The organism is Chryseobacterium sp. MYb7, from assembly GCF_002979455.1.
Lineage (GTDB): Bacteria > Bacteroidota > Bacteroidia > Flavobacteriales > Weeksellaceae > Chryseobacterium.
The window spans coordinates 28,840-50,732 of record NZ_PCOU01000008.1 but is presented as its reverse complement, the minus strand read 5'-3'; the positions used below and the strand labels follow the sequence as shown (position 1 = coordinate 50,732).

Here is a 21,893-nt window from a genome sequence, read left to right as displayed (position 1 = left end):
AATAAATTCAAAATATATCACATAATATGAAAAATCACAAAATCCATTTAAAACAAACAGACAGCCAGTTTCCAACTGACAAAGAAATTAGAATGTCACTCAGAAAGTTAGGGCTAAAAGATGTTGTTTTCTCAATATTAAAGACCGTTGAGTTTGCTGAATTGTCTGAAAGAGATTTAAAAACAGTAATAACAAGTAAACCTCAAAATCCTTTAGAAGAATTATTTAAAAATCAATTGTTAAATCTTACTCTATCAAAACAGAATATTGACAGTTTTTAGTAATCGTAGATACAAACTGTCAGATCAAGTAGTGGCTGTTAGAGATTAAGCTAAGCATATAATCTAACCTCGAATAATTTGTCGAGGTTAGTTTCATTTTCATTATTTTTTAATATATAATTATCATGTAAGTTAAAATTCAGTAACTTCAAAAAATAGTTTTTAAAAACATCAATAATTTTTCTTTGCTATAAATAACCAATTTCTATACACTTTATATGAGAATGAATTTGAATCATTTAAATGAGATGTCTCAATAATTTCATCCGTAATTGTTTCATATCCATTTTCTTCAAAGAAAGCTTTAAATTCTTGTGCCGTAAGCATTTCAGATTCAGCAGAAAAAAAATAATCTAGTGGTCCAAAATGAATGAAGTAACCACCTTTTTTGATAATACTATTTATCTTTTCAAACCATAAATTTAAAGCAATAACATCTGTAAAATAAATTGAAAAAACTGCATCCATACAGTCTTTTTCTAATGGAAGATCTAAAACATCTGAAACAAAGAAATCTACTTTTTCCTTTATTTTAGATTTTAGATTGTCAGATATTGACGCTAAATGTTTTTGAGCTACATTTTCTAATGAATAAATATTTTTTTCTTGAGGAGTATAAAATTCAAAATTAGTATCTGATAGAAGTTTGGTTATATGCCAAATCATTGAATATGATTTATCTGTGGCAAGTATCTTAGTAAAGAAATTTGAAAACTCTACTGCTAATCTTCCTACACCACATCCTAAGAATAGCGCATTTTCCATTTCGGAAGGGAGTATTTTTTGAATAATAGATTCAACAGTCTTTGAAATTTGAGCTTCTCCATCTTTGTAATAGCACCAGTCTCTCTGTAAATACATATAATCTTTTAGTGTAGCATTAACTACATTATCTCTACTTGTATTTACATTTAATACATTATCAACATCAACATATGGTCTAATTTTCCCAAGTAATTCCCTTATATTATTATAGTTATGCAAATAAGCATTTACCAAAGAATCAAAATACTCTCTCCTTTTTTCCTGATTAATATACTTGTGTAGGAAAAACTCATTGTATCTATTATGATTTGATAGTAATAGATATGATTCTGCAATATAATTATCCAAGTTTTCAATATAAATTTTAACTCCATCTATTTCAGAGTGTTCTTTTTTGTACATCATTGTGCTTACTTTATTTAATAGCTAAAAATCCTTCAAAACAAACATATTTCATAATACTCATTACATCAACAAATCCAGCCCTTTGTAAGAGGTCAAGGTTTCCTTGAGTTGAGAAGGGTTCTAAAACCCCTTTTAAGCTTCTAGTCTTATCTAAAATTTCCTCTTTGGTAAATCCTTGCTCAATTTTAAAGTCTGTATATAATGCAGTTGTAATATCTTGAAATCTAGCATCTGCTCCTCTAACTTTTTCAAACAAAACAAAAGCTCCACCCCAATTTAAAGATTCGTATATTTTATCGAAAATTAACTGTCTAATTCTAGGCTTAATAAATTGTATTGTATAATAAGAAATAATCATGTCTGACTTTTCCAATTCTATATTTAGAATATCATCACAAATTATTTCAATGTCACCATAATCTTTAAGTTTATCATTGGCATAGTTCACCATGTCATTTTCAATTTCAATCCCAATGAATTTTATTTTTTTATTCTGATTGTGATCTGCTAGATTTTTTAATAAAGTTCCCGTACTAGAACCAAGTTCGTAACATACAGAATCATTAGATAAAAAAAAATCTGAAAGATTTGAGATTAGCGTATGCCCTTGTTCATATAAAGGGACAGATGAAAGGATATGTTTATCAAATTCCTGAACAATATCCCCTGAAAATTTCCAATTAGCATTTTTCATCATGTTTTGTTATTAAATTTATATATGTCTTTTATAGGAATTATCTTGTAGCAATAATTAATAATTCCATACAAAAATATTATGCTTATACTATTAATAAAAAGGAAATAAAATTTATTAAAAAAAATAAAATTTTGGCTTACAAATAAAACAAGAATTATTGAAATTAAAATTGGTAACATTTTCTTGGAAAATGGATGTATTTTTAAGAACTTATAATTAAAAAACAATTTTAAGCCATTGAATACAAGCATTGAAATAAAAGTAGATATAGCAACCCCCATAATCCCAAGTTTGTAGTAAATAATCAATAAAAAGCTTACCGTTAAAGAAATTAGTGCTGTTATTATAATAAAAGCAGTGTTAATCTTATAATGTTTGGATCTATTAATTATGTTACTATTTATTCCTGTTAATAAATCTATCATTAGTGCGAGCCCTAAAATACATATAATGTTAAAATGACCAACAAGCTCTCCTTTGTTCAAAATTGAAAAAAAAGAATCAAAGTTAGTAGCTATAATAAGAAATAAGAATGAACCAATAAAAAAAAGACTCAAAGAAGTTTTCTTATAAAATGAATTCAAATCTCTTATATTCTCATTATCAATAAAATCTGAAATTAACGGAGTAGATGATTTTGAAACGGCTAATAATGGAATATTTATAAGTCCTATAATTGAATAAATAACTGCATAAATCCCATTAATTTTCAAATCATTAGATTCTCCCAACATCACCATACCAATTTGTGTAATAATAGCATATAAAAAACTATTCAAGATAGAAAAGGAAGAAAAACTAATGACTTCTTTTCTGATACTATTGTCTTTCCAAAAATTAACATTAAAATCAAAACTCAACCCAGTCTTCTTTTTCATAAATAGAAATAGTATGACAGTTGAGATAAATGAGAGTATAACGAATAATAATAATGCACCACACGCATCTTTATAGTACAAAAAATAAATAAAAGAAATAATCATATTTACTTTAGGTAGTAGTGAATCAAAAATATTTGGAATCGCAGTAATATAAAAATTAGCTAAGAATGAATAAATTACTGAGTTTAAGCTGTAAAGGCAAATTATCGGAAATATAAAATTCATATAATTCCAAAAGTTTGCTCCTCCAAAAGTAAAAAAAAATTCCTTTAATAAATCAAAAGTAAAATAATTTAATGATATAAAAACAATTATTACTATAAGTGAAAGACAAATAAAAGAGTTTATAAAACCTTTATTTGTTAATTCATTATAAAGTTTTATGATAGTTGCATTTAAACCTAAAGAAAAAAAAGAGCTAAGTAATAATGATGTAGCCAAGATATATCTAAGTGTACCATAAAATTCTAATTCAGAGGAATACAAAAAAATAGTTGATATAATTCCTATTATATAACCAATATAGCTTATAAAGCTATATTTAATTGCTTGTGAACTCATCTTTTTATTCATACACCATCAACATATTAATTAGAAAAGACAGCCCAAAGACTGTCTTTTTTGTAATATTTCTTAGTTCAATACTATCCAAAAGGATTCGCTAATTTTTCAGCATATTGAATTATTCTATCAATCAAACCTGGATGACAAGCACCAAGAATACCACCTGTTAATTTTTCTAATTCTTCATTGTTAAGATTGTTAGAAGATTTAGCTTTAAATTGGTCTAAAGATAATCTTGAACCATTTTCTTCCTTTTTTTCAGTTTTAAACTGTTCTAATGTTAATTTACTCATTTGTATATTTTTTAAAATTTGTCTTACAAATATATAATAAGTTTTTAATTTTCCAAATTTTTTTGAAAAAAAATCATTTGTTTTTCATATACTCTGTCTACTATATTTGTATAAGGATCTTTCATATATTTATCAGTCAAATAATAATCCAATGCTTTTTTGATTAATAATATTGCTTGTGGTTTATTATTTTGTTTTTTATAGATTTGGGCTAAGTAATAGTAGGGTTCAGCATAATAATCATTATTCCTAATCTGCTTTTCAAAATATTTTTTAGCCTTATTATAATTGCTTGTTTCATAATATAATATTCCCAAATGATAATAATCAAACAATCTTGGAGTATAATCTTTTCGAGAAACTTGCCCTTCAATTATATTAATGGCTTTACTAGTATCTCCAAGCATCTTGTAACATAATGCTTTTACTATTTTTAAGCTATAATCCCCATTCTGGGAATATTCTATATAATTATCGTCCATTAGCTTTTCGAAAGATTCAATATCATCTAATGCAGCTCTATAATCTCGTAAAAATTGATATTTACACCATCCTCTGTATGCAAGGTTATTTCTAGGATTTAACTCTACTGCTTTATCAATTAATTTTTTCCATAAAATAAAGTCTCCTCTTTTCAGATATGGAACTGACTTCTCTCTGTAAGCATAATCGAAGCTAGGACATAGTTCAATTGCCTCATCAAAAGCTAACTGTGATTGCTTATAACCTTGATATGGTTCAGCTAAATTCACTAATTCACAAGCTTTCTTACAACTTTCATCATTAAATGTATTACAATTTATTTGAGCTTTTAAGACAATGCCCATCAGTGTTAAGATAAAAAAAAACTTATGGTAATATTTCTTTAATGATTCCATCTTCTACTTTAAAAGTTAAATATTGATAATAATCTACTTTTTGCTCTTTATATTTGTTTACACCCCATCCATCTAGTTCTTTTGTAAATTTTAGAATTATATTCACAAAATCTTCATTAAAAAAGGTAGCATTATAGTTTTTGTCCATCTGCTGAATTCTAAATAATCCAGTCTTACCTTCACAGTTCACTAAAAATCTTATCGTAATATATCCTGTTTCTTTAAAACTACTTACGGTTGTTGAATATTCTTCTTTCCAAATTTTCAAAATTTCGTATTTTTCTCCTTTATATTGAAATCCTTTTGGGAAGTTGTAATATTGGAAAGAAATATCAGGGTTACATATTTTAAACTCAGGATCATCAATTTTTGGATCAAATTGTATGTCACCAACATTATTTAAATACTTATTCTCTAATTTTTGTGCATCTATTTGATATATAATAAAGAATAGGAATAAATATATAACTCTAAGGGTTTGCTTTATCAAAAATTTCATAAGAAAATACATAGGGTTGATTTGACACATTAAATGAATTAATTAGACTTTCATTTCTGAAATATATTTCTTCATATCTTTTGAAAAAAAAGTCATACCATTTTTGACCATCCTCTTTGTATAATTCACGAATATTAAATCTGTCAACTCCTGCTCTAAATCTTTTCATATTACTAGAGAATCTTCCAAGTAGCTCTCTATGTTGTTTTCCACTAAAAACATTTCTATCAATGCATACTTCCATACATTGATTAATATTTGATTGGGTAAACATTCCATGAAATCTACCATATAGTTCTCCATGATCGTTTTCATCTTTGGTTATTACTGATAGATTGGTTTTAAATGGAACTGTAAATAATTCCATTTTTGAATTATATGTTAATGTATTGAAAATAACGTGAGCTCCCTCATGTAATATGTGGTCAAGAAAAAAAACTTCATCATTTTCATCATGCGCATTTAGAAAAACCATATTGTGAGCTTGTATAGCAGCAAAAGAATAAGGTTCTCCCTTATATATCATCACTTTTTTGACAGCTTTTTTTATTAAAGTAAAATAATCATAATTATTTTCTTTAATTATTTTTAGCGCAGTATTAAAATGATTAATATGTTTACTATATGTTTTGTCAATATTTACATCTACAACTATATCCGAAGTATTTTTGAATAAATTTTCAAAAAGGGGGTGTTGTGTTTTTACTAATTCAATCCCTTCATCTAAAAAGTACAAAGGCTCATACCTAAAAAAAACTTCATTATTTTTTTCATCCTTAATAGAAAATACATTATTGTCTTTTTCTAAGTACAGTTTCTCAGCAATTTTCTCAGTATGAAAATATCCAACTTTAGGAATATAAATTATTCCATTTTTATTTGAAAACACAAGAATTCTATCCTTTGGATTTCTCTCAAACCCATAAATTATAGCATCTAGCCAAATATCATCTTGTTGTGTAACATAAGTGTAAAGGAGAGGTTCTTGATAAATTGTATCATCTTCAAAGTCGATTCTATCAAAAATATTTTCGTGCCTTTTGTAAAGTAGAAGTTTCAAAGAATCAATTACACTTCCTTGACAGTTGTCAAAATCATTATAAAAATTCATCATTATCGTTGTTTAAAATTTCTTACTAAAGTATAAACAAATCTTTGAAGCAGGTTAATATCTTCCGTAATAATTTCTGCTTGCCCCGTAAGATTATTAGGGGTTATTTTTTTATTATAGGTAGTAATTAAGCCTTTATTTAATTCTACATTAACATAGTAGACATTTTCATTGGTTACGTTGGTTACTTTACTAACTTTTCCTTCTAAAACACCAAATTCTTCAAATGGATAGTTTAATAACTTAATGTTTACTTTTTGTCCTACTTTTACTTTTCCAGCTCTATCAATAGGCATTTTAGCCCTTGCAAAATATTTTCCTGTATTATTAGTTGGAATAATCGAAAATAAAGTTTGTTCTGCCTTTACGTATTGGTCTTTTTGCCAAATATCAAAAAAATTAATTTTTCCATCCATTGGAGCCTGTATAAGATATTTATTCTTCCAAGATAAAATTTGTGCTTTTAATTCCTGAATGGCATTTTCTACATTTGTGGAAAGCTCTATTTTTTGATTTTCTTTTTGAAGATTTAAATCAACGTTCTCTTTCTTTATGATACTTTTATCACTTTCCAGATTGGAGATGCTAGAACCATAGCTCTTAAATCTATTTTCTGTTTGAAGTAGTTCTATTTGGCTTTTCTCAAATTCATTTTTAGAAATAACACCTTGTTCAAAAAGTTCTTTATTTCTATTAAATTCTTTCCTTTTTACTTCGTATTCTTTGCGAGCAATTTCTCTTTGGCTGTTATATTCTCCTTGGGAATTATTTACCTTATTTATCCTGTCTTGATTTGACCTAATACCTACTAATTGAGGATTAAATGTGTTGAAATATTTGTATTGACTTTGGGCTTTTATAAGTTCATTATAAAATGATTGAATTTCTCCTAACTTTAGATCTGGTAGTATTGAGATTGACTTTGTATTTGCATAATTATTAATAATAGAATCTATTTTTTTCACATCTTTTGTTTTTGCAGGATTATCAATCACTGCAAGCCAAGTGTCTTTTTTAATATTATTTCCATCCAAAACATTAAGCTCACTTATTTTCCCACTTGTTCTGGAAACCAAATAAATGGGAGGGTTTTCAGACGTAACCTCTACCTGAGTAGAAACTATATCAGGATATTTTATCATCCAAGCAAGCAAAAATAAAATAGTAATAAAGACAAAAAACACGGAATTTCCCCATGTTATAATCCAAGCTGGAGTTTTCTCTAATACTTCTTTAGAAAAATCACTCTGCTCATCCAATAAATCAATTTTACTTTTCATCTTAGTTTGATAATTCTAGTTGATTTTTAACAAGTTCAAAATAAGCTCCTTTTATTTTTATAAGTTCAGTATGAGTTCCTTGCTCAATAATTGTACCTTTGCTTAAAACTACTATATTATCAGCATTTTTTACTGTACTTAAACGATGAGCAATAACAATAACCGTTTTGCCAGCAAAAAATTGATTTAGATTTTCCATAATTATCTTTTCATTATTGGCATCTAAAGCACTTGTTGCCTCATCAAAAAAAAGATATTGAGGATTCTTATAAACAGCTCTAGCTATTAGTGTCCTCTGCATCTGACCTCCGCTTAAAGTTATTCCACTTGTTCCTGCGGGTCCTATCCTTGTATTATAACCTGTGGGGAAGTTTTCAATCATTTCTTCAATATTAGCAACTCTTACAGCATTTAATAACCTTGATTTATCTAGTATCCAATCAGATTGAGATTCTGTTATATTTCTTGCAATAGTGTCAGTAAATATATATCCATCCTGCATTACAACACCACATGCCCCTCTCCATTCTCTGGTATCTACATTACCCAATTCAATACCACCAATATTTATTCTTCCATGAGTTTGCTTGTATAATTTTAATAATAGTTTCAGTAAGGTTGTTTTACCACTTCCACTTTCTCCAACGATAGCTGTTATTTTTCCCTGAGGAATCGTTAGATTAATGTTATCCAATATTATTTTAGAATTTTTTCCGCCATATTGGAAAGATAAATTTTGAATATCAATAGTATGATTTTTGGGAAGTTCATGATTGATCTCTTGAGCTTCATATTCATCCTTTATCTCTTTTATTTCATTCATTCTTGCAAGACTAATTTTTGCATCTTGTGCATCTCTGAAAAATTGCACCAGAGAAATAAGGGGACTATTTAATTGACCAATAATATACTGTACTGCTAACATCATCCCTAATGTCATATCTCCTTTAATTACTGAATAAGCAGCAGTAAATGATATTAATATATTCTTGATTTCATTAATAGAATTAGCTCCAATCATCTGTACTTGAGCCAATTTTAGTGACTGAATTGATATTTTATACAGTTTTATGCGCATTTCTTCCCAGCCCCATCTTCGTCTTTTTTCAGAACCATTAATTTTAATTTCTCTGATTCCACTAATTATTTGTAAGAGGCTACTAGAGTTCCCCGAAGATTCATCAAATCTTTTGTAATCTAGTTCTGCTCTTTTTTTCATGAAAAATAGAATCCAAATAATATAAAAAATTGCCCCTACTAAGAATATTCCAAAAATAGTAACATTGTAATATGCTAATATGCCCATAAATATTAGCATATTTACTATGGAAAACAATGTTGTCGGTGATGTTGTTAAAAATCGTTCTAACCTATCAGAATCCTGCAATCTTTGTAAAATATCTCCAGGAATTTTTGAATCAAAGTAAGATATTGGTAGTTTCATTAGTTTGATAAGAAACTCTGAGGCTATTGTTAGATTAATCCTTGAACCTACATATAAAAGCAACCAGTTCTGAACAAAACTAACAAAAGATTGAGAGAAAAATAATGTTAACTGTGCAATTAAAACTAATATGACGAAATTTATTTCTCTATAATTAATACCTTTATCTACGATAGATTGTGTTAAAAAGGGTAGGATTAGCTGTATAATACTGATAATGGTTAAGCCAACAATAATTTGTAAAGCATATTTTTTATATGGCTTAATGTAGGGTAATAATGATAAAAAGCCTTTTTTATCTTTTTTATCTTCTTCTATATTATGAAATTCAGAACTAGGCTCTAGTAAAATTACTAATCCTTCATCAGAATTATTAAGGTATCTTGTATTTTGCCAGCCCTCAATAAACTTCTCCTTTTCATATATAATAAGACCATAATCTGGATCAGCAACATGAACCTTTCCTTTTTCAATTTTGTAAACTATAAGAAAGTGCCTCTGTCTCCAATGAACTATACAAGGTAAAGGGGCTTGTTTCTCTAATGTTTCATAATCAATATTGGCAACAAGTGTTTTAAAACCTATTTTTTCTGCTGCATCTGTTATCCCCATAACAGAAACACCTTCTGTAGTAATATTAGACAGTTCTCTTAAATATTCAGGAGAATATACTTTGCCATAATATTTTGCCAACATTCTTAAACATGTTGGTCCGCAGTCAGTTCTATCAAATTGTTTATAAAAAGGGAATTTGTGTTTTTTTAAATTCATTAAAAAAATTAATTTTACAGCAAATATACAATAACATGGTGAAAATAGATGATATTTCCAAAATAGGGCTTGGGACTTATAGAATGAGCACAAATGATTTAGAAAATATTAATGTTCTACAGTACGCAATTGATTCAGGTATAAATTTAATAGATACTGCATCTAGTTACAACTCTGGCACATCTGAATTATTAATTGGAAATAGTATTAATGAAATTGCCAGAAGCTCCATTTTTATAGTTTCAAAGGCTGGTTATATACAAGGCGAAGACATAGATAGAATTAGGAAAAATAATTTAAAACATATTGAAGTTAATGAAAGTTTGCTTTTTTCTATTGATCCCGATTTTGTTTCTTTTCAGGTTGACAATTCTCTCAAAAGATTAAATACTGATTATATAGATTGTTATTTACTTCACAACCCTGAATACTATTACCAAAAAAATGTTTCAAAAGAGGAATTAAAGCACAAATTATTTAACTCATTTCTACTGCTTGAAGAGAAAGTAAAGGAGGGCAAGATTAGATATTATGGTATTAGTTCAAATATATTAAGTTCATTACCGTTAAAAAGTATCTTAGATGCTTTAGGGCAGTTTCCTCACTTTAAATTTTTACAGTTTCCCTATAATATTGTTGAAAGAAACTTATTTTTTCAGCTAGACAATGAAGTTACTGTAACAATCTCACAATTAAAAGAGAAAGGATTATACATATTATCTAATAGACCTCTAAATACGACATATGAAAATAAAGTTTTAAGATTAGTAGATTATGCTGCTGGTAATATAAACCTTATTGAAGATCAGGAAAATACCTTGTTTGATTCCTTTACTGAAATTATAAAACAACGTCTTTCAAATATGCAAGAGGATACTTCCTTAGAAAATTATTATCCAATTAGTTTTTTTATTGAAAACAGAAAACATATAGGGAATGATGAAGCAATAAATAAAGCAATACATTCTTATTTGTTGCCTTTTTTAGATGCTATTGGGCTGAGGAATGAAGAAACTATTAAGATATTAAGTGAGTTACAAAATTACTGGATAGAGTTTTCTAAAAGTAATAATCAGGACAGATTAAATACTCTTAAATCAAACCTATATAAAGAAGGAATATTAAATAGAAATGACACTCGTGACTTTTCATTAATACTAGCTGAAAATTACATTAATTCGGGTGTAGATACTGTTTTGATGGGATTAAGAAGAAAAGATTATGTTGACAAAATTAAAAGTATTATATGAAAATACTAAATAGATTACTACTTATTACTTTCCTGCTTTGTACATCTCTTTTAGTATTAATAGTCGTAAGCCTAACAAATGAAATTGGCGATATTTCAATGAATAAAAAAACTGATAATTCTGACTTTCAGACAAAAGGTATTACCTATCAGTATTATCAAGCAAATACAAAATATAAAGGAGAAAGAAAGGCAATCAGGGATATTCTTATGGTCGAAAATCTAAAATTAGCTTCCGTCAAAAATGGCTGGCTTGTTATTAGATTTCTTATTAATTATGAAGGTTCGACTGATAGGTTTAGATTTTTTTGTATTGATGAAAAATATAGAGATATTAAATTGAGCAATCAAGAAGAAGAAAACTTATTAAAAATCGTTCGTCTATTACGAAATTGGGAAGTTGGAAAAGTTGACGAAAAAAAAGTTGATTCATATTATCAGATAACATTCAAAGTTGAAAATGGAAAAGTCATTGATATATTTTAGGATAAAAATTATAATAAAATCTTTGTTTTTGATTTTATTTGCAGGAATTATTATTTTGTTGATTTTCATCATATTTTTCCTTAATAAGGATAGAAGATTTATACTAGCAGAAGATTTACAGGGAACTCAGCTTTCGCAATTTATGTTTAAGGTTCTAAGAAAACAGTATCCAGATTATTCAGATGTATATCATGAACAATCTGTTGCTTATAATAAAAGGGGACTTTATCATGAGGGGTTTAAATTACTTGATAAAGCTGTTTTATTAAATCCGAAAAAACATTTAGGTTATAGGGGTTGGATGAAATTAGAGAAGCTTAAAGATTATAAAGGGGCAATCATTGATTTAGAGAAACTCAATGCTCTAACACCTAATGATGATGTGCAGGGTGAAAACATAAATTATCTTCTTGCAATATCATATCAGGGATTAAGTAATTATGATAAATCTAAACATTATTATGAAAGGTTCTTTGAAACTACAGATAGTGCGACTTTAAATTTAAAATCTATAGTTTATGTAAATTATGGTACATTGTTGGAAAAATTAAACCTTAACCAAGAAGCTTTAAAACAATATAACATATCACTAAAGGGTCATTTTAAATTTTCAGAAGCATATTTCCATAAAGCAGAAGTGTTTGAAAAATTAGGAATCAAAGATTCTTCAAAATATTATTATAAAAAAGCATTACATCAATATAATAATGGATCTAAACTTAAAGATGTTTACAATGAAGTCTTTAATGAATTGTATGAAAGTGATATTATAAAAGCAATACCAAATTAAAAAATAATAGGCAGTTTTTTTAGTAAACGTACGACCAAACTATCAGATTAAATCGTGACTAATTCAATTTATTATTTACATTTCTTTGGAAACTTTAATAAAATATGATATAAAAAGACTTCTTTTCCCTCTCTAACATGCGATGTTTTTAATATCCTATTGTTGGTGTATTTACTTTCAATATTCTTAATATCATCATTTTTAGGATAAAGAAATTTCATTTCATCATTGATAAATTTTTGATATGATTGTGTGAAATTTTCAAATTTATTTTCGGCAAGATTACAATAAATGATGATGTATTTATTATGAAGTCCTTTAGAATCGTAATTTTGTTCTAACTTATTAATGTGAGAAGTAATATTATTAGTGTCAATATACTCTAAATTAAATGCTTCTAGAAAATATTCTGTTCCAGATTCATCAATTACAACTCCGTCAACACTACCTTGCTTGATGCCTGTACCTGATTCTCCATATCTAGATTGATCTTTTGCACCATATTCACGGGGAAGTAAATCTAAAATCTGTCGTGTTCGGGTATCCTCATCAACATTCCAAAATATTTTATTTTCCTGTAGTTTATAAGAAGCTATCATCAAATCATTTAACAATGGAATTGTACTGCTAAAAGCTACAAAGGGATTTTTTTCGATGATCGGTTTTATTTCTTTAATAAATTGGATTTCGTCTTTTAACCATTCTTTTAGAATTTTTCTATACTTTACTTCATTGTAATCTTTAGAAGTATTCGTGTAACCTTGTTTGAGTTTCTGCTTTCTTTTTTGGCGAATCATTTCAAGTTCTACTTTTTCAATATCTGTTATCAAACCTTTTTCAAGCAAAGTTTCTGTGTTGATTATAACTAATATTTTATTAGTTATTTCAAGTAAATAATTTATTAGAACTTTTTTTGTTTTAGGAGTAGCAACAAATAAATTACTGTACTTATTATACTTTACACTTTCAATAAGTGGATTTATGCTAAAATATTGTTTTTTGAGATGCTCAAAATAGCTTAATTCAAAAGGGAATGTTTTATACCACTCGTTATAAGTCTCTGTTAAAATATTAAAGTTTTTGTCTTGATCTTCAATAACTGGATTTTTAAGTTTATTAAGATATTCTAATATTTTATTTTTTTTATTAGAATTAGTTTTTGCCCCTCCTCCTCTCAATAAATTTTTAAGTTGAGTAATAAAACGCCCAATATATAAAGCTTCTCCATATCCTGTTGGAAAAGAACCAAAACTATCAATTACATGATCTAAATAATCAAAAATCTCTTCTTCCCACTCTTCAGTATCAATAAAATTTAAAATATGATCCCAAGTATAAAATAATTTTTCTGCATAGAATAATGGAGCATTTTTAAAATATTCTGGATCAAACCAATTTTGATTAGAAAGCTTCCTATGCAGTTCGCAACAATTTGGAAATTTTTTATGATAGGTAGAAAGATTGGTAAACTCTCTTAAATAATTTTTTTTACAAACATTACATTCTTGATGCTTGTGACCATCATAATTTAATTTGATAATATCGTAAGGTATTGTATATCGCCCGCCTTTAAATGAATATATTTCTGATCCACAGAAGTCTAACTTCTCAATACTATCGACAAAAAAGGTGTGACTTACATTTATTTCTTTATTCATTGGAATTTTCTCTGCAAAAAGGTAAAAGTAAAGGTACTGAAATTAGAAATATTTACAATAAGATATTTTAGAAGTGAAGTCATAATGCAAACAAATTTTAAAATTAAATCCAAATGTCAAAAAACTATACTACATTATTATTTGGGTGAAAAAAAGCAACGGTTAATCCCCATCATCAAAAGTACCCCCACCAAACTTGTTTCAAAAAATCAAATAGCTTTATAGTTGAATTTACGACAATTTAACACCAAAAAATATGTAATGAGTGTACAGACGGAAGTCTCCATAGATAAACTAGAGGGTATGAGAGTTGTTTTCTTTGGCGCCCCCTCCCACACTGTCAAACTTTTCTCAAAAGTAAGTTTTGTTTTATTTGGTTTTTGTGGATCTGTTTTTATTTTCCACTTACATTTTCTACTGGCTATACTCTTCAAACTATATATTTTATTGATATTTTTTTGACAGTTTTTGTTTGTTGCGGTTAGGGTTTAAAAATATTTTAAAAACTTTAATTTTAAAGTTAAAATCTCTGTCAATTGGCATGAATATTGACTTTATTAATATGTCAAAGAACTGTTTCAAGTTCTTTTTTCTACATAGATTCTCACAATAATATATAAAAAATGCCTAAAGTGCTACGAACACGATAGGCAACATCAATAAATTTTAAAATCAGTAAAAAATTATCGACATGACAAATTTACAAAATTGTCTTGATTCTTGCAGTATCTATGTAGGAACTTATCAGAAGTACAACAACGGAAGCCTTTACGGCAAATGGCTCAATTTAGCTGATTATTCAAGCTATGACGAACTATTGGAAGCAATGTACGAACTTCACAAGGATGAAAACGAGCCAGAGTTTATGCTCCAAGATCATGAACACTGTGAAATATTTGAAAAATTAGGATTAATTGGAGAAAGTTATTTATCAGATGAAATATTTGAAATAGCAGAACAAATAAATGATTCTGGGTATGATATAGAAGTTTTTGAGGCTTACATTGATTGTATTGGGAAAGTTGATTTTAATAGCCTTTATGACGGTGTAATAAACTGTTATATAGGTGAATATTCAGACGATGAAACATTTGCACAATATCTTTTGGAAGAAAGTATTCCTGAAACCCTACCAAATTATATTTATATTGATTGGGAATCTACAGCAAGGAATTTAATGTTTGATTATTATTCGAGTGATGGGCATTATTTCCGTGCTTAAAAATACAATCAGATTCAAATAGATTCAATGAGGTGTAATCGGGTGGCTTTATACAAAAAGGGTGACCAAAATCGTGACCAAGTGACCAAAAGTGACCAAAATAAAAAAGCAACTTGCTGTAAATTAGCGAGTTGCTTTTGTTTTGCTGTAGACCCACAGGGATTCGAACCCCGACTGACGGTACCAAAAACCGGAGTGCTACCGTTACACTATAGGTCTGTTTCTATGTTGCGAAATTATAGAAATTATTTTAAATATGAAAATCAAAGTTAAAGATTAATTAACATAATAGGGGCTTAAGGAGCATTACATATTGATATACAAATAATTATTTTTCAATAAAATTTTAAGAAATTTTGCTTTTATCCGGAAATAAGGGGGGTGTAGATATTATCCACTCAATTTTTATTGTAATGGTTATGATGATTTTTCCGTTAAATACTAACTTCCAGCCTCCTTCTTCCAGCTTCCTTACCTAAAACTGCATTTAAATAATAAAACCCTATCTTTGCAAAAAATTGGGCTCCAAAAGTTGGAGTAACCCATTAATAACATATCCTGAGCAAAGCAAAAGGATTATTAAACATTTTTTATGTCAAATATTGTCGCAATCGTTGGGCGTCCCAACGTAGGAAAATCCACGCTTTTTAATCGTTTATTAGAAAGAAGAGAAGCTATTGTAGATTCTACAGCTGGTGTTACCAGAGACCGTCACTACGGAAAATCAGATTGGAATGGAGTAGACTTTACTGTAATTGATACAGGAGGTTATGATGTAGGTACAGATGATATCTTTGAAGAAGAAATCCGTAAGCAGGTACAACTAGCCGTGGATGAAGCAACTTCTATTATCTTCATGGTGAATGTGGAAGAAGGGCTTACTGATACAGATTTCGAAATTTACAGACTTCTTAGAAGATCCAATAAACTTATTTATTTAGTTGTAAACAAAGTAGATTCATCAAAAGAAGAACTTCCTGCAACAGAATTTTATCAACTAGGAATAGACAAATATTATACTCTTTCTTCCGCTACAGGTTCCGGAACTGGTGACTTGTTAGATGATATCGTTAAAGATTTCCCAACTACAGAATACAAAGATCCATTTGAAGGATTACCTAAAATTACCATTGCAGGTCGTCCAAATGTAGGGAAGTCTACCATGACCAATGCTCTATTGGATGTTGAAAGAAATATTGTAACCGATATTGCAGGAACTACAAGAGACAGTATCCAGACTTTATACAACAAATTCGGACACGAGTTTGTGTTGGTGGATACAGCAGGGATGAGAAGAAAATCTAAGGTAAACGAAGATCTTGAATTCTATTCTGTAATGAGATCTATCCGTTCTATCGAATATTCTGACGTAGTTATTATCATGGTGGATGCCACACAAGGATGGGAATCTCAGGATATGAACATTTTTGGTTTGGCTCAGAAAAACAGAAAAGGAATTGTAATCCTTGTGAATAAATGGGATTTGATCGAAGACAAACAGACCAATACAATCCGTGATTTCGAAAAATCAATCAAAGATAAAATTGGTCAGTTCCAGGATATTCCAATCTTATTTGTTTCCGCTTTAACGAAGCAGAGAATCTTGAAAGCTGTAGAAGTAGCAATGGAGGTTTATGAAGACCGTAAGAAGAAAATCAAAACTTCAAAACTGAATGAAGTAATGCTTCCTATCTTCGAACAAACACCACCACCAGCATTGAAAGGAAAATATATTAAAATCAAATATTGTGTTCAGCTTCCTACGCCGTCCCCGCAGTTTGTATTTTTCTGTAACCTTCCACAATATGTGAAGGAGCCTTATAAGAGATTTACTGAAAATCAGTTGAGAAAACAATTCGGGTTTACCGGAGTTCCAATTGAAGTTTATTTCAGACAAAAATAATAAGAACAATTGTTCACAAAAGACTCCGGCAAGCGAAACTTGCCGGAGTCTTTATTTTAAGCTACATCCATTTCTCGTACACCAATCTTACAGGCTGATATCCTTGGGAAGCCAACCACTGTTGCATGGTGTCGTTGGTGCAAAGTGTATAACGATAGATTTTTCGAATTTTATAGTCTGTATAGGCTTCTTCAAATGCTTTATTGAGGGCAGAGTAGATTCCTTGCTTTCTGAATTCTTTTTTTACATATCCTTCAGAGACATAAAGATCATCACCCTCTCCTGATTCAAAATTACTGTCGTCTTTCTCATCAATATATCCGAAGAGAAACCCTATAGCTTTCCCATCAACTTCAGCAATAAGAAAAGTACCATCATTTTCTTCTTCACATTCGGTCATAAAACGGAGGTAATTTTGCCGAATTAGACTCCAGGCTGCAGTTTTATTATTCATTTCTTTTTCTGAAACATGAAGTTCTCCTACCAATTCATCCACGATAGATAGATTTTCACTGATTTTTATTTTTCTGATGGAATAATTCATAATGATGTTTTTTTTAAATTTGCTGGAAGCTGGAAGAGGGAGGATGGGGGTAACCTGTGACAGATAATATACCTGTTGTTTTAAAATAAAAGCTCAATAAAAAGACATTCATGCCTGTTATTTGCTTTCATCACCTCCAGCATCCATCCTCCAGCTTCCTGGTAATTACTTCCCTCTTAACGGGCTTCCGTACCATGATGTATTATCTGATAGTAATTCTCCTTTCATCACGAGAGAAAGAGGATCTATATTGACATTGTTTCCAATTTCACTGTCGTATAAAATAATGGTTCTTGAATTGATTGTAGTCTGTTTTCCAATTTTTACACTCCCGATTTTCATAATTCTGTCTTCAAAAAGATGGGTTTGAGGACCGCAGTCTTCATTCAGCATTGTTTCATCTCCGATAGATACCATATCAAACTCTGTAATGTCAGTGGTATTAAGCCATACTCTTTTTCCGATTTTTACCCCTAAAAATCTCATAAAGAATGGAAGCCAGCATGTACCTCGCAGGAAGTCAAGGAAAAACTGTACAGGAAGTGCTTCGTAAATGGTAGTAATCCCTTCACTCAACCAAACTTTCATGCTGTACATTGGCATTTCAGTTTTTTTATATTTTCCAACCAATATCCACTTCAATATTACCGTGAAGAAAAAAGAGGGTAAAGCAACAATTCCTAAATAATAAAAAGGAGCCAGTAAAATAAGGTAATGAATATTTCCTTCCAGATAAATACTTGTATACGCAATGAATAATACACTGCAGATAATTACTACTGTCTGTGGAAGAATAATTCTGATTCCTTCTACAATAGCTCTTGCCAGCTTAAGTTTGAATGGTGGATTATAAGTGAGGCTATCCTGAAAAGTATCAGATTTTTGCCTTGAAGGAAGACCAATCGGAGGAGATCCGAACCAGTCTTTTTCAGTAGAATTTTTCAATTGTTCTTCTGAAGGTGCTTTGCTCAGTACTCCGATCAGCATATCATTTCCAAGTTCGTATCCCTGAGGAATCAGTCCGCTGTTTCCTACAAAGCTGTTGTTTCCGATCGTGGTTTTGGATAAAATTAATTTCTCATTTCTTACATCATGTTCTCCAAGGATTACAGCATCAGCAATAAATGAGCCTTCCCCAATTTCCAGAAGATGGTGAGAAACATCACTTGCAGTCGATATTTCTGAGTTTTTCCCCACTTTTGCTCCCATCATTCTGTAGAACTTACTGATATAAATAGAAGCAAAAAGCGGATGTACAATAATCAGAGACAAGTTGAAAATCTGATCCTTTATCCATTTTTTATAATACATAAAACTGTAGACAGGATAAATGCCCGGTTTCATATTGTATTGTAAAATGCGGGTCAGTATACTTATCACTCCAATAAATAGTAGAATATATACTGTGGAAAGTATAGGAGCCTGCCATAAATAATAAAAAGTATAATCAGCAGAACGGTCATCCAGATAATATAAGGTGTAAAGTGTAGGTGCTAAAGGCAAAACAATAAGAAGGGGAAAAAAGAACAGTGAGCATGCATACAATAATGCAAACCGGTTTCTTTTTGCTGACGAAGCCAGTTGAGGAATTTCAATTTCTTCACCGGATTTTACTCTTATTTTTTCGGCCGGACTGCCATTCCATACTTCTCCAAATCCAATTCTTCCACCTTCATTCAAACAGCTTAAATCCTGAAGTTCCCCAAATTGCTCAATTTCTGTGTCTCCGCATACAATAACAGAAGATCCCAGGTAAGCATGTGCTTTTATATGGACTTTTCTTATTCTTAAGATTCCATTTTCAACAGAAGCATTATCGATGCTGCAGCCGGAGCTGGTGTTCACATTTTCATCAATAGTCACAAGATCTTCCGCTGCAATAGGAAGTAAACTCAGTTGTGCACTTGGATGCACCTTTACTCCCAGTAACTTTAAGTATTTTGGATATAAAGGAGTTTCTACAATAAATTCTGAGGGCATTAATCTTTTAATAGTCTTCCATAGCCACCATCGGAAATAATACCATCCCCAGAGCGGATAATCTCCTTCTTTTATTTTTCCAATCACAAGCCATTTGGTAAGAACAATAATGATGGAATATACAGGAGGAATCAAGGTATACAGTAAAACAGCACTCAATAGAGCATAATGCAGTCCATATCCGTTAATCTGAAAATAATAATAACTTAAATAAGGAAAAAAGATCTGAATACTCAATAAAGCAAATACAACCAGCAGACTAATTGTCTGAGCAATATTACAGGCAATATACTGTAATGTTGAAACGCTGTGAAAAGGTTCCTGATGTACTGCTGTCTGAGCATGTTTATTTTTGAGACATTCGGAATATTTTGATAAAGGACGGTTTTCATAAATCTCTTTTAATGAGGCTGTAGGAATTCCTGCTTTTTGACGAAGATGAGAAACCAATGTAGCAGCCAGAAGAGAATGTCCGCCCAGGTCAGTAAAAAAATCCTGATTCAGATTAATTTCTTTTCCCGGAAATACCCATTGCAGCGTTTGAATAAGCCTTTCTTCTATGGGAGCTTCATGATCAATTTTTATCTCTTCTTTTTTATCATGAATAAGAAAGCTTTCAGGAACAGGAAGCCGTTTTCTGTCGATTTTACCACTTGGCATTCTCGGCATTTCTTTCATCAGAACAATAGAAATAGGAACCATATAAGGAGCTAAAAACTTTGCCAGCTCTTTTCGCATTCCATTTTCATCAAAAGAAGATTCATTATTCATGACAACATATCCAACAAGTTGACCTTGTTCGTTGGAATCTTCTTTTACTGCTACAGCAGCAGAGGATACATCATGAAGTTGGTTCAACCGTGATTCTATTTCACCAAGTTCAATTCTGTAACCTCGTAGTTTGATCTGATCATCTATTCTTCCCTGAAATTCAATAAAGCCATCCTCACGGATAATAACAGCGTCTCCGGTTTTGTAAATTTTGTCTCCCGGAAGATCTTCCGGAAACAGATTTTGCAAAAACTTCTGTTCAGTAAGCTCAGGAAGATTAAAATATCCATTGCTAACTCCCGGGCCGGAAATAACCATTTCACCACGTTCTCCCCGTGGAACGATATTCATATTTTCATCAACCACAGCAACATGATAATTGGGAAGAGGAGCTCCGATAGTCAGCTCCTGTTGGCTATTCAGTTGAGCCATATTGGAGGAAACCGTGGTTTCCGTAGGTCCATAGCTGTTGATGAATGTTCGATAGGGCTTTGCCCATTTTTCCTGCACCTGTTTCGTACATGCTTCACCTCCTGTATTGATCAGTCTGATGGCAGGAACTTCATCAATAATGGCCAAAATACTTGGGACTGCATGAAGGATCGTAATATTATTTTTTGTTAAAACATCACTCAGTTCATCGATCGCTTTTACAGTAGTGCCATCAGCAATCCATATGGTAGCTCCTGAAAAGAGACTGATCCATACTTCTTCGCACCACATATCAAAAGACACAGAAAAACCCTGATAAACAATATCTGTATCTTTTATTCCTATAAAATCCTGTTCGGAACGGATCAGATGGCAGATATTCCGGTGAGAAATAGGAATTCCCTTAGGATTTCCTGTACTGCCGGAGGTAAATAATACATATGCCCAATTGTCAGGTGTAAAATCTACGGCAGGTAAAGAAACAGAATTCTTAGGCTGTTGAGCAATTTTTAGCGGTTGGCAGTGAATATGAGCATCCGTATCTGAAAAATACGTCTTGACATTCATATCTGTAAAAACCTTTTTAATCCTGTCTTCAGGCATTTCGCTGTCTAATGGAATGTACGCTGCACCCGCTTTCAAAATTCCGAGTATAGCTACTGGAAGTTCAAGGCTTCTGGGATACCATACCCCTACACGATCACCGGGCTGTACTCCCTGGTTCTGCAGTTGAAGGGCTATTGCACTACTCCAGCTGTCCAGTTCAGCATACGATATTTTTTTATCTTTAAATATAAAGGCTGTTTTATCTTTATATTTTTCAAAGGTGGGAACCAGTAGTTCAGGCAGCGTTTCTTCTTTGATAAACTCCGGGCTGATCTTTCCTAAAATAAGGCTTTTCATCATTAAAAAATTACAATATAATGTGTTGGGAATATTTTTATAAATATACTTTATTTCTCCTCAAACCCGATTTTTCAATTCGTTTT

The 21,893-nt window shown here is 30.2% G+C and carries 18 protein-coding genes and 1 tRNA gene; 6 read left to right on the top strand and 13 right to left on the bottom strand.

Annotated features, from left to right (window positions below; all coding sequences use genetic code 11):
- Positions 1-26 precede the first annotated feature (26 nt).
- Entirely contained in the window at positions 27-281 is a 255-nt protein-coding gene (locus tag CQ046_RS08500) for a hypothetical protein (RefSeq protein ID WP_105701848.1), read from the top strand.
- A gap of 171 nt (positions 282-452) precedes the next feature.
- On the opposite strand, the gene CQ046_RS08495 is transcribed toward CQ046_RS08500, so the two are convergent.
- The 9 genes from CQ046_RS08495 to CQ046_RS08455 all read right to left on the bottom strand — a co-directional run bounded on the left by CQ046_RS08495 (position 453) and on the right by CQ046_RS08455 (position 9,869).
- Positions 453-1,451: a class I SAM-dependent methyltransferase gene (locus CQ046_RS08495; RefSeq protein WP_105701847.1), complete on the bottom strand. Its 999-nt coding sequence runs from the start codon at positions 1,449-1,451 to the stop codon at positions 453-455.
- Between the two features lie 10 nt (positions 1,452-1,461).
- Complete coding sequence (locus CQ046_RS08490; protein ID WP_228406913.1) at positions 1,462-2,148, bottom strand: methyltransferase domain-containing protein; 687 nt, start codon at positions 2,146-2,148, stop codon at positions 1,462-1,464.
- Positions 2,145-3,590, bottom strand: a complete 1,446-nt coding sequence (locus CQ046_RS08485; protein ID WP_165790492.1) for a lipopolysaccharide biosynthesis protein — start codon at positions 3,588-3,590, stop codon at positions 2,145-2,147. Before CQ046_RS08485 ends, CQ046_RS08490 begins: the two co-directional genes overlap by 4 nt.
- An 83-nt stretch (positions 3,591-3,673) precedes the next feature.
- Complete coding sequence (locus CQ046_RS08480; RefSeq protein ID WP_105701844.1) at positions 3,674-3,886, bottom strand: hypothetical protein; 213 nt, start codon at positions 3,884-3,886, stop codon at positions 3,674-3,676.
- Between the two features lie 44 nt (positions 3,887-3,930).
- A complete protein-coding gene (locus tag CQ046_RS08475) occupies positions 3,931-4,764 on the bottom strand; it encodes a tetratricopeptide repeat protein (RefSeq protein WP_105701843.1) in 834 nt (277 codons plus the stop codon).
- Complete coding sequence (locus CQ046_RS08470) at positions 4,736-5,263, bottom strand: hypothetical protein (protein WP_105701842.1); 528 nt, start codon at positions 5,261-5,263, stop codon at positions 4,736-4,738. Before CQ046_RS08470 ends, CQ046_RS08475 begins: the two co-directional genes overlap by 29 nt.
- Entirely contained in the window at positions 5,235-6,377 is a 1,143-nt protein-coding gene (locus tag CQ046_RS08465) for a hypothetical protein (protein WP_105701841.1), read from the bottom strand. The genes CQ046_RS08470 and CQ046_RS08465 overlap by 29 nt, the downstream gene beginning before the upstream one ends.
- The gene (locus CQ046_RS08460) at positions 6,377-7,654 is read right to left on the bottom strand and encodes an HlyD family secretion protein (protein ID WP_105701840.1); all 1,278 of its coding nucleotides are present in this window, start codon (positions 7,652-7,654) and stop codon (positions 6,377-6,379) included. The genes CQ046_RS08465 and CQ046_RS08460 overlap by 1 nt, the downstream gene beginning before the upstream one ends.
- A gap of 1 nt (position 7,655) precedes the next feature.
- Positions 7,656-9,869: a peptidase domain-containing ABC transporter gene (locus tag CQ046_RS08455; RefSeq protein ID WP_105701945.1), complete on the bottom strand. Its 2,214-nt coding sequence runs from the start codon at positions 9,867-9,869 to the stop codon at positions 7,656-7,658.
- A gap of 35 nt (positions 9,870-9,904) precedes the next feature.
- On the opposite strand from CQ046_RS08455, the gene CQ046_RS08450 reads away from it, so the two are divergent.
- Genes CQ046_RS08450 through CQ046_RS08440 form a run of 3 tightly spaced genes read left to right on the top strand, consistent with a single transcriptional unit; the run spans position 9,905 to position 12,394 of the window.
- On the top strand, positions 9,905-11,119 hold the full coding sequence (locus CQ046_RS08450; RefSeq protein ID WP_165790491.1) for an aldo/keto reductase: 1,215 nt from the start codon (positions 9,905-9,907) through the stop codon (positions 11,117-11,119).
- Positions 11,116-11,604 (top strand): hypothetical protein, encoded by a 489-nt coding sequence (locus CQ046_RS08445; protein ID WP_105701838.1) that lies wholly within the window; start codon positions 11,116-11,118, stop codon positions 11,602-11,604. Before CQ046_RS08450 ends, CQ046_RS08445 begins: the two co-directional genes overlap by 4 nt.
- Positions 11,579-12,394: a tetratricopeptide repeat protein gene (locus tag CQ046_RS08440; RefSeq protein ID WP_105701837.1), complete on the top strand. Its 816-nt coding sequence runs from the start codon at positions 11,579-11,581 to the stop codon at positions 12,392-12,394. The genes CQ046_RS08445 and CQ046_RS08440 overlap by 26 nt, the downstream gene beginning before the upstream one ends.
- A 71-nt stretch (positions 12,395-12,465) precedes the next feature.
- On the opposite strand, the gene CQ046_RS08435 is transcribed toward CQ046_RS08440, so the two are convergent.
- Entirely contained in the window at positions 12,466-14,052 is a 1,587-nt protein-coding gene (locus CQ046_RS08435; RefSeq protein WP_105701836.1) for a hypothetical protein, read from the bottom strand.
- Positions 14,053-14,743: 691 nt separating this feature from the next.
- Here CQ046_RS08435 and CQ046_RS08430 point away from each other — a divergent pair.
- A complete protein-coding gene (locus CQ046_RS08430; protein ID WP_105701835.1) occupies positions 14,744-15,274 on the top strand; it encodes an antirestriction protein ArdA in 531 nt (176 codons plus the stop codon).
- Positions 15,275-15,422: 148 nt separating this feature from the next.
- On the opposite strand, the gene CQ046_RS08425 is transcribed toward CQ046_RS08430, so the two are convergent.
- Positions 15,423-15,493, bottom strand: a tRNA-Gln gene (locus CQ046_RS08425).
- Positions 15,494-15,866: 373 nt separating this feature from the next.
- Between CQ046_RS08425 and der the strand changes: the two genes are divergently transcribed.
- The gene (der, locus tag CQ046_RS08420; protein WP_105701834.1) at positions 15,867-17,177 is read left to right on the top strand and encodes a ribosome biogenesis GTPase Der; all 1,311 of its coding nucleotides are present in this window, start codon (positions 15,867-15,869) and stop codon (positions 17,175-17,177) included.
- A gap of 61 nt (positions 17,178-17,238) precedes the next feature.
- On the opposite strand, the gene CQ046_RS08415 is transcribed toward der, so the two are convergent.
- Both CQ046_RS08415 and CQ046_RS08410 read right to left on the bottom strand, forming a co-directional pair.
- On the bottom strand, positions 17,239-17,721 hold the full coding sequence (locus CQ046_RS08415) for a GNAT family N-acetyltransferase (protein ID WP_105701833.1): 483 nt from the start codon (positions 17,719-17,721) through the stop codon (positions 17,239-17,241).
- Positions 17,722-17,886: 165 nt separating this feature from the next.
- Complete coding sequence (locus CQ046_RS08410) at positions 17,887-21,807, bottom strand: Pls/PosA family non-ribosomal peptide synthetase (protein ID WP_228406912.1); 3,921 nt, start codon at positions 21,805-21,807, stop codon at positions 17,887-17,889.
- Between the last annotated feature and the right edge of the window lie 86 nt (positions 21,808-21,893).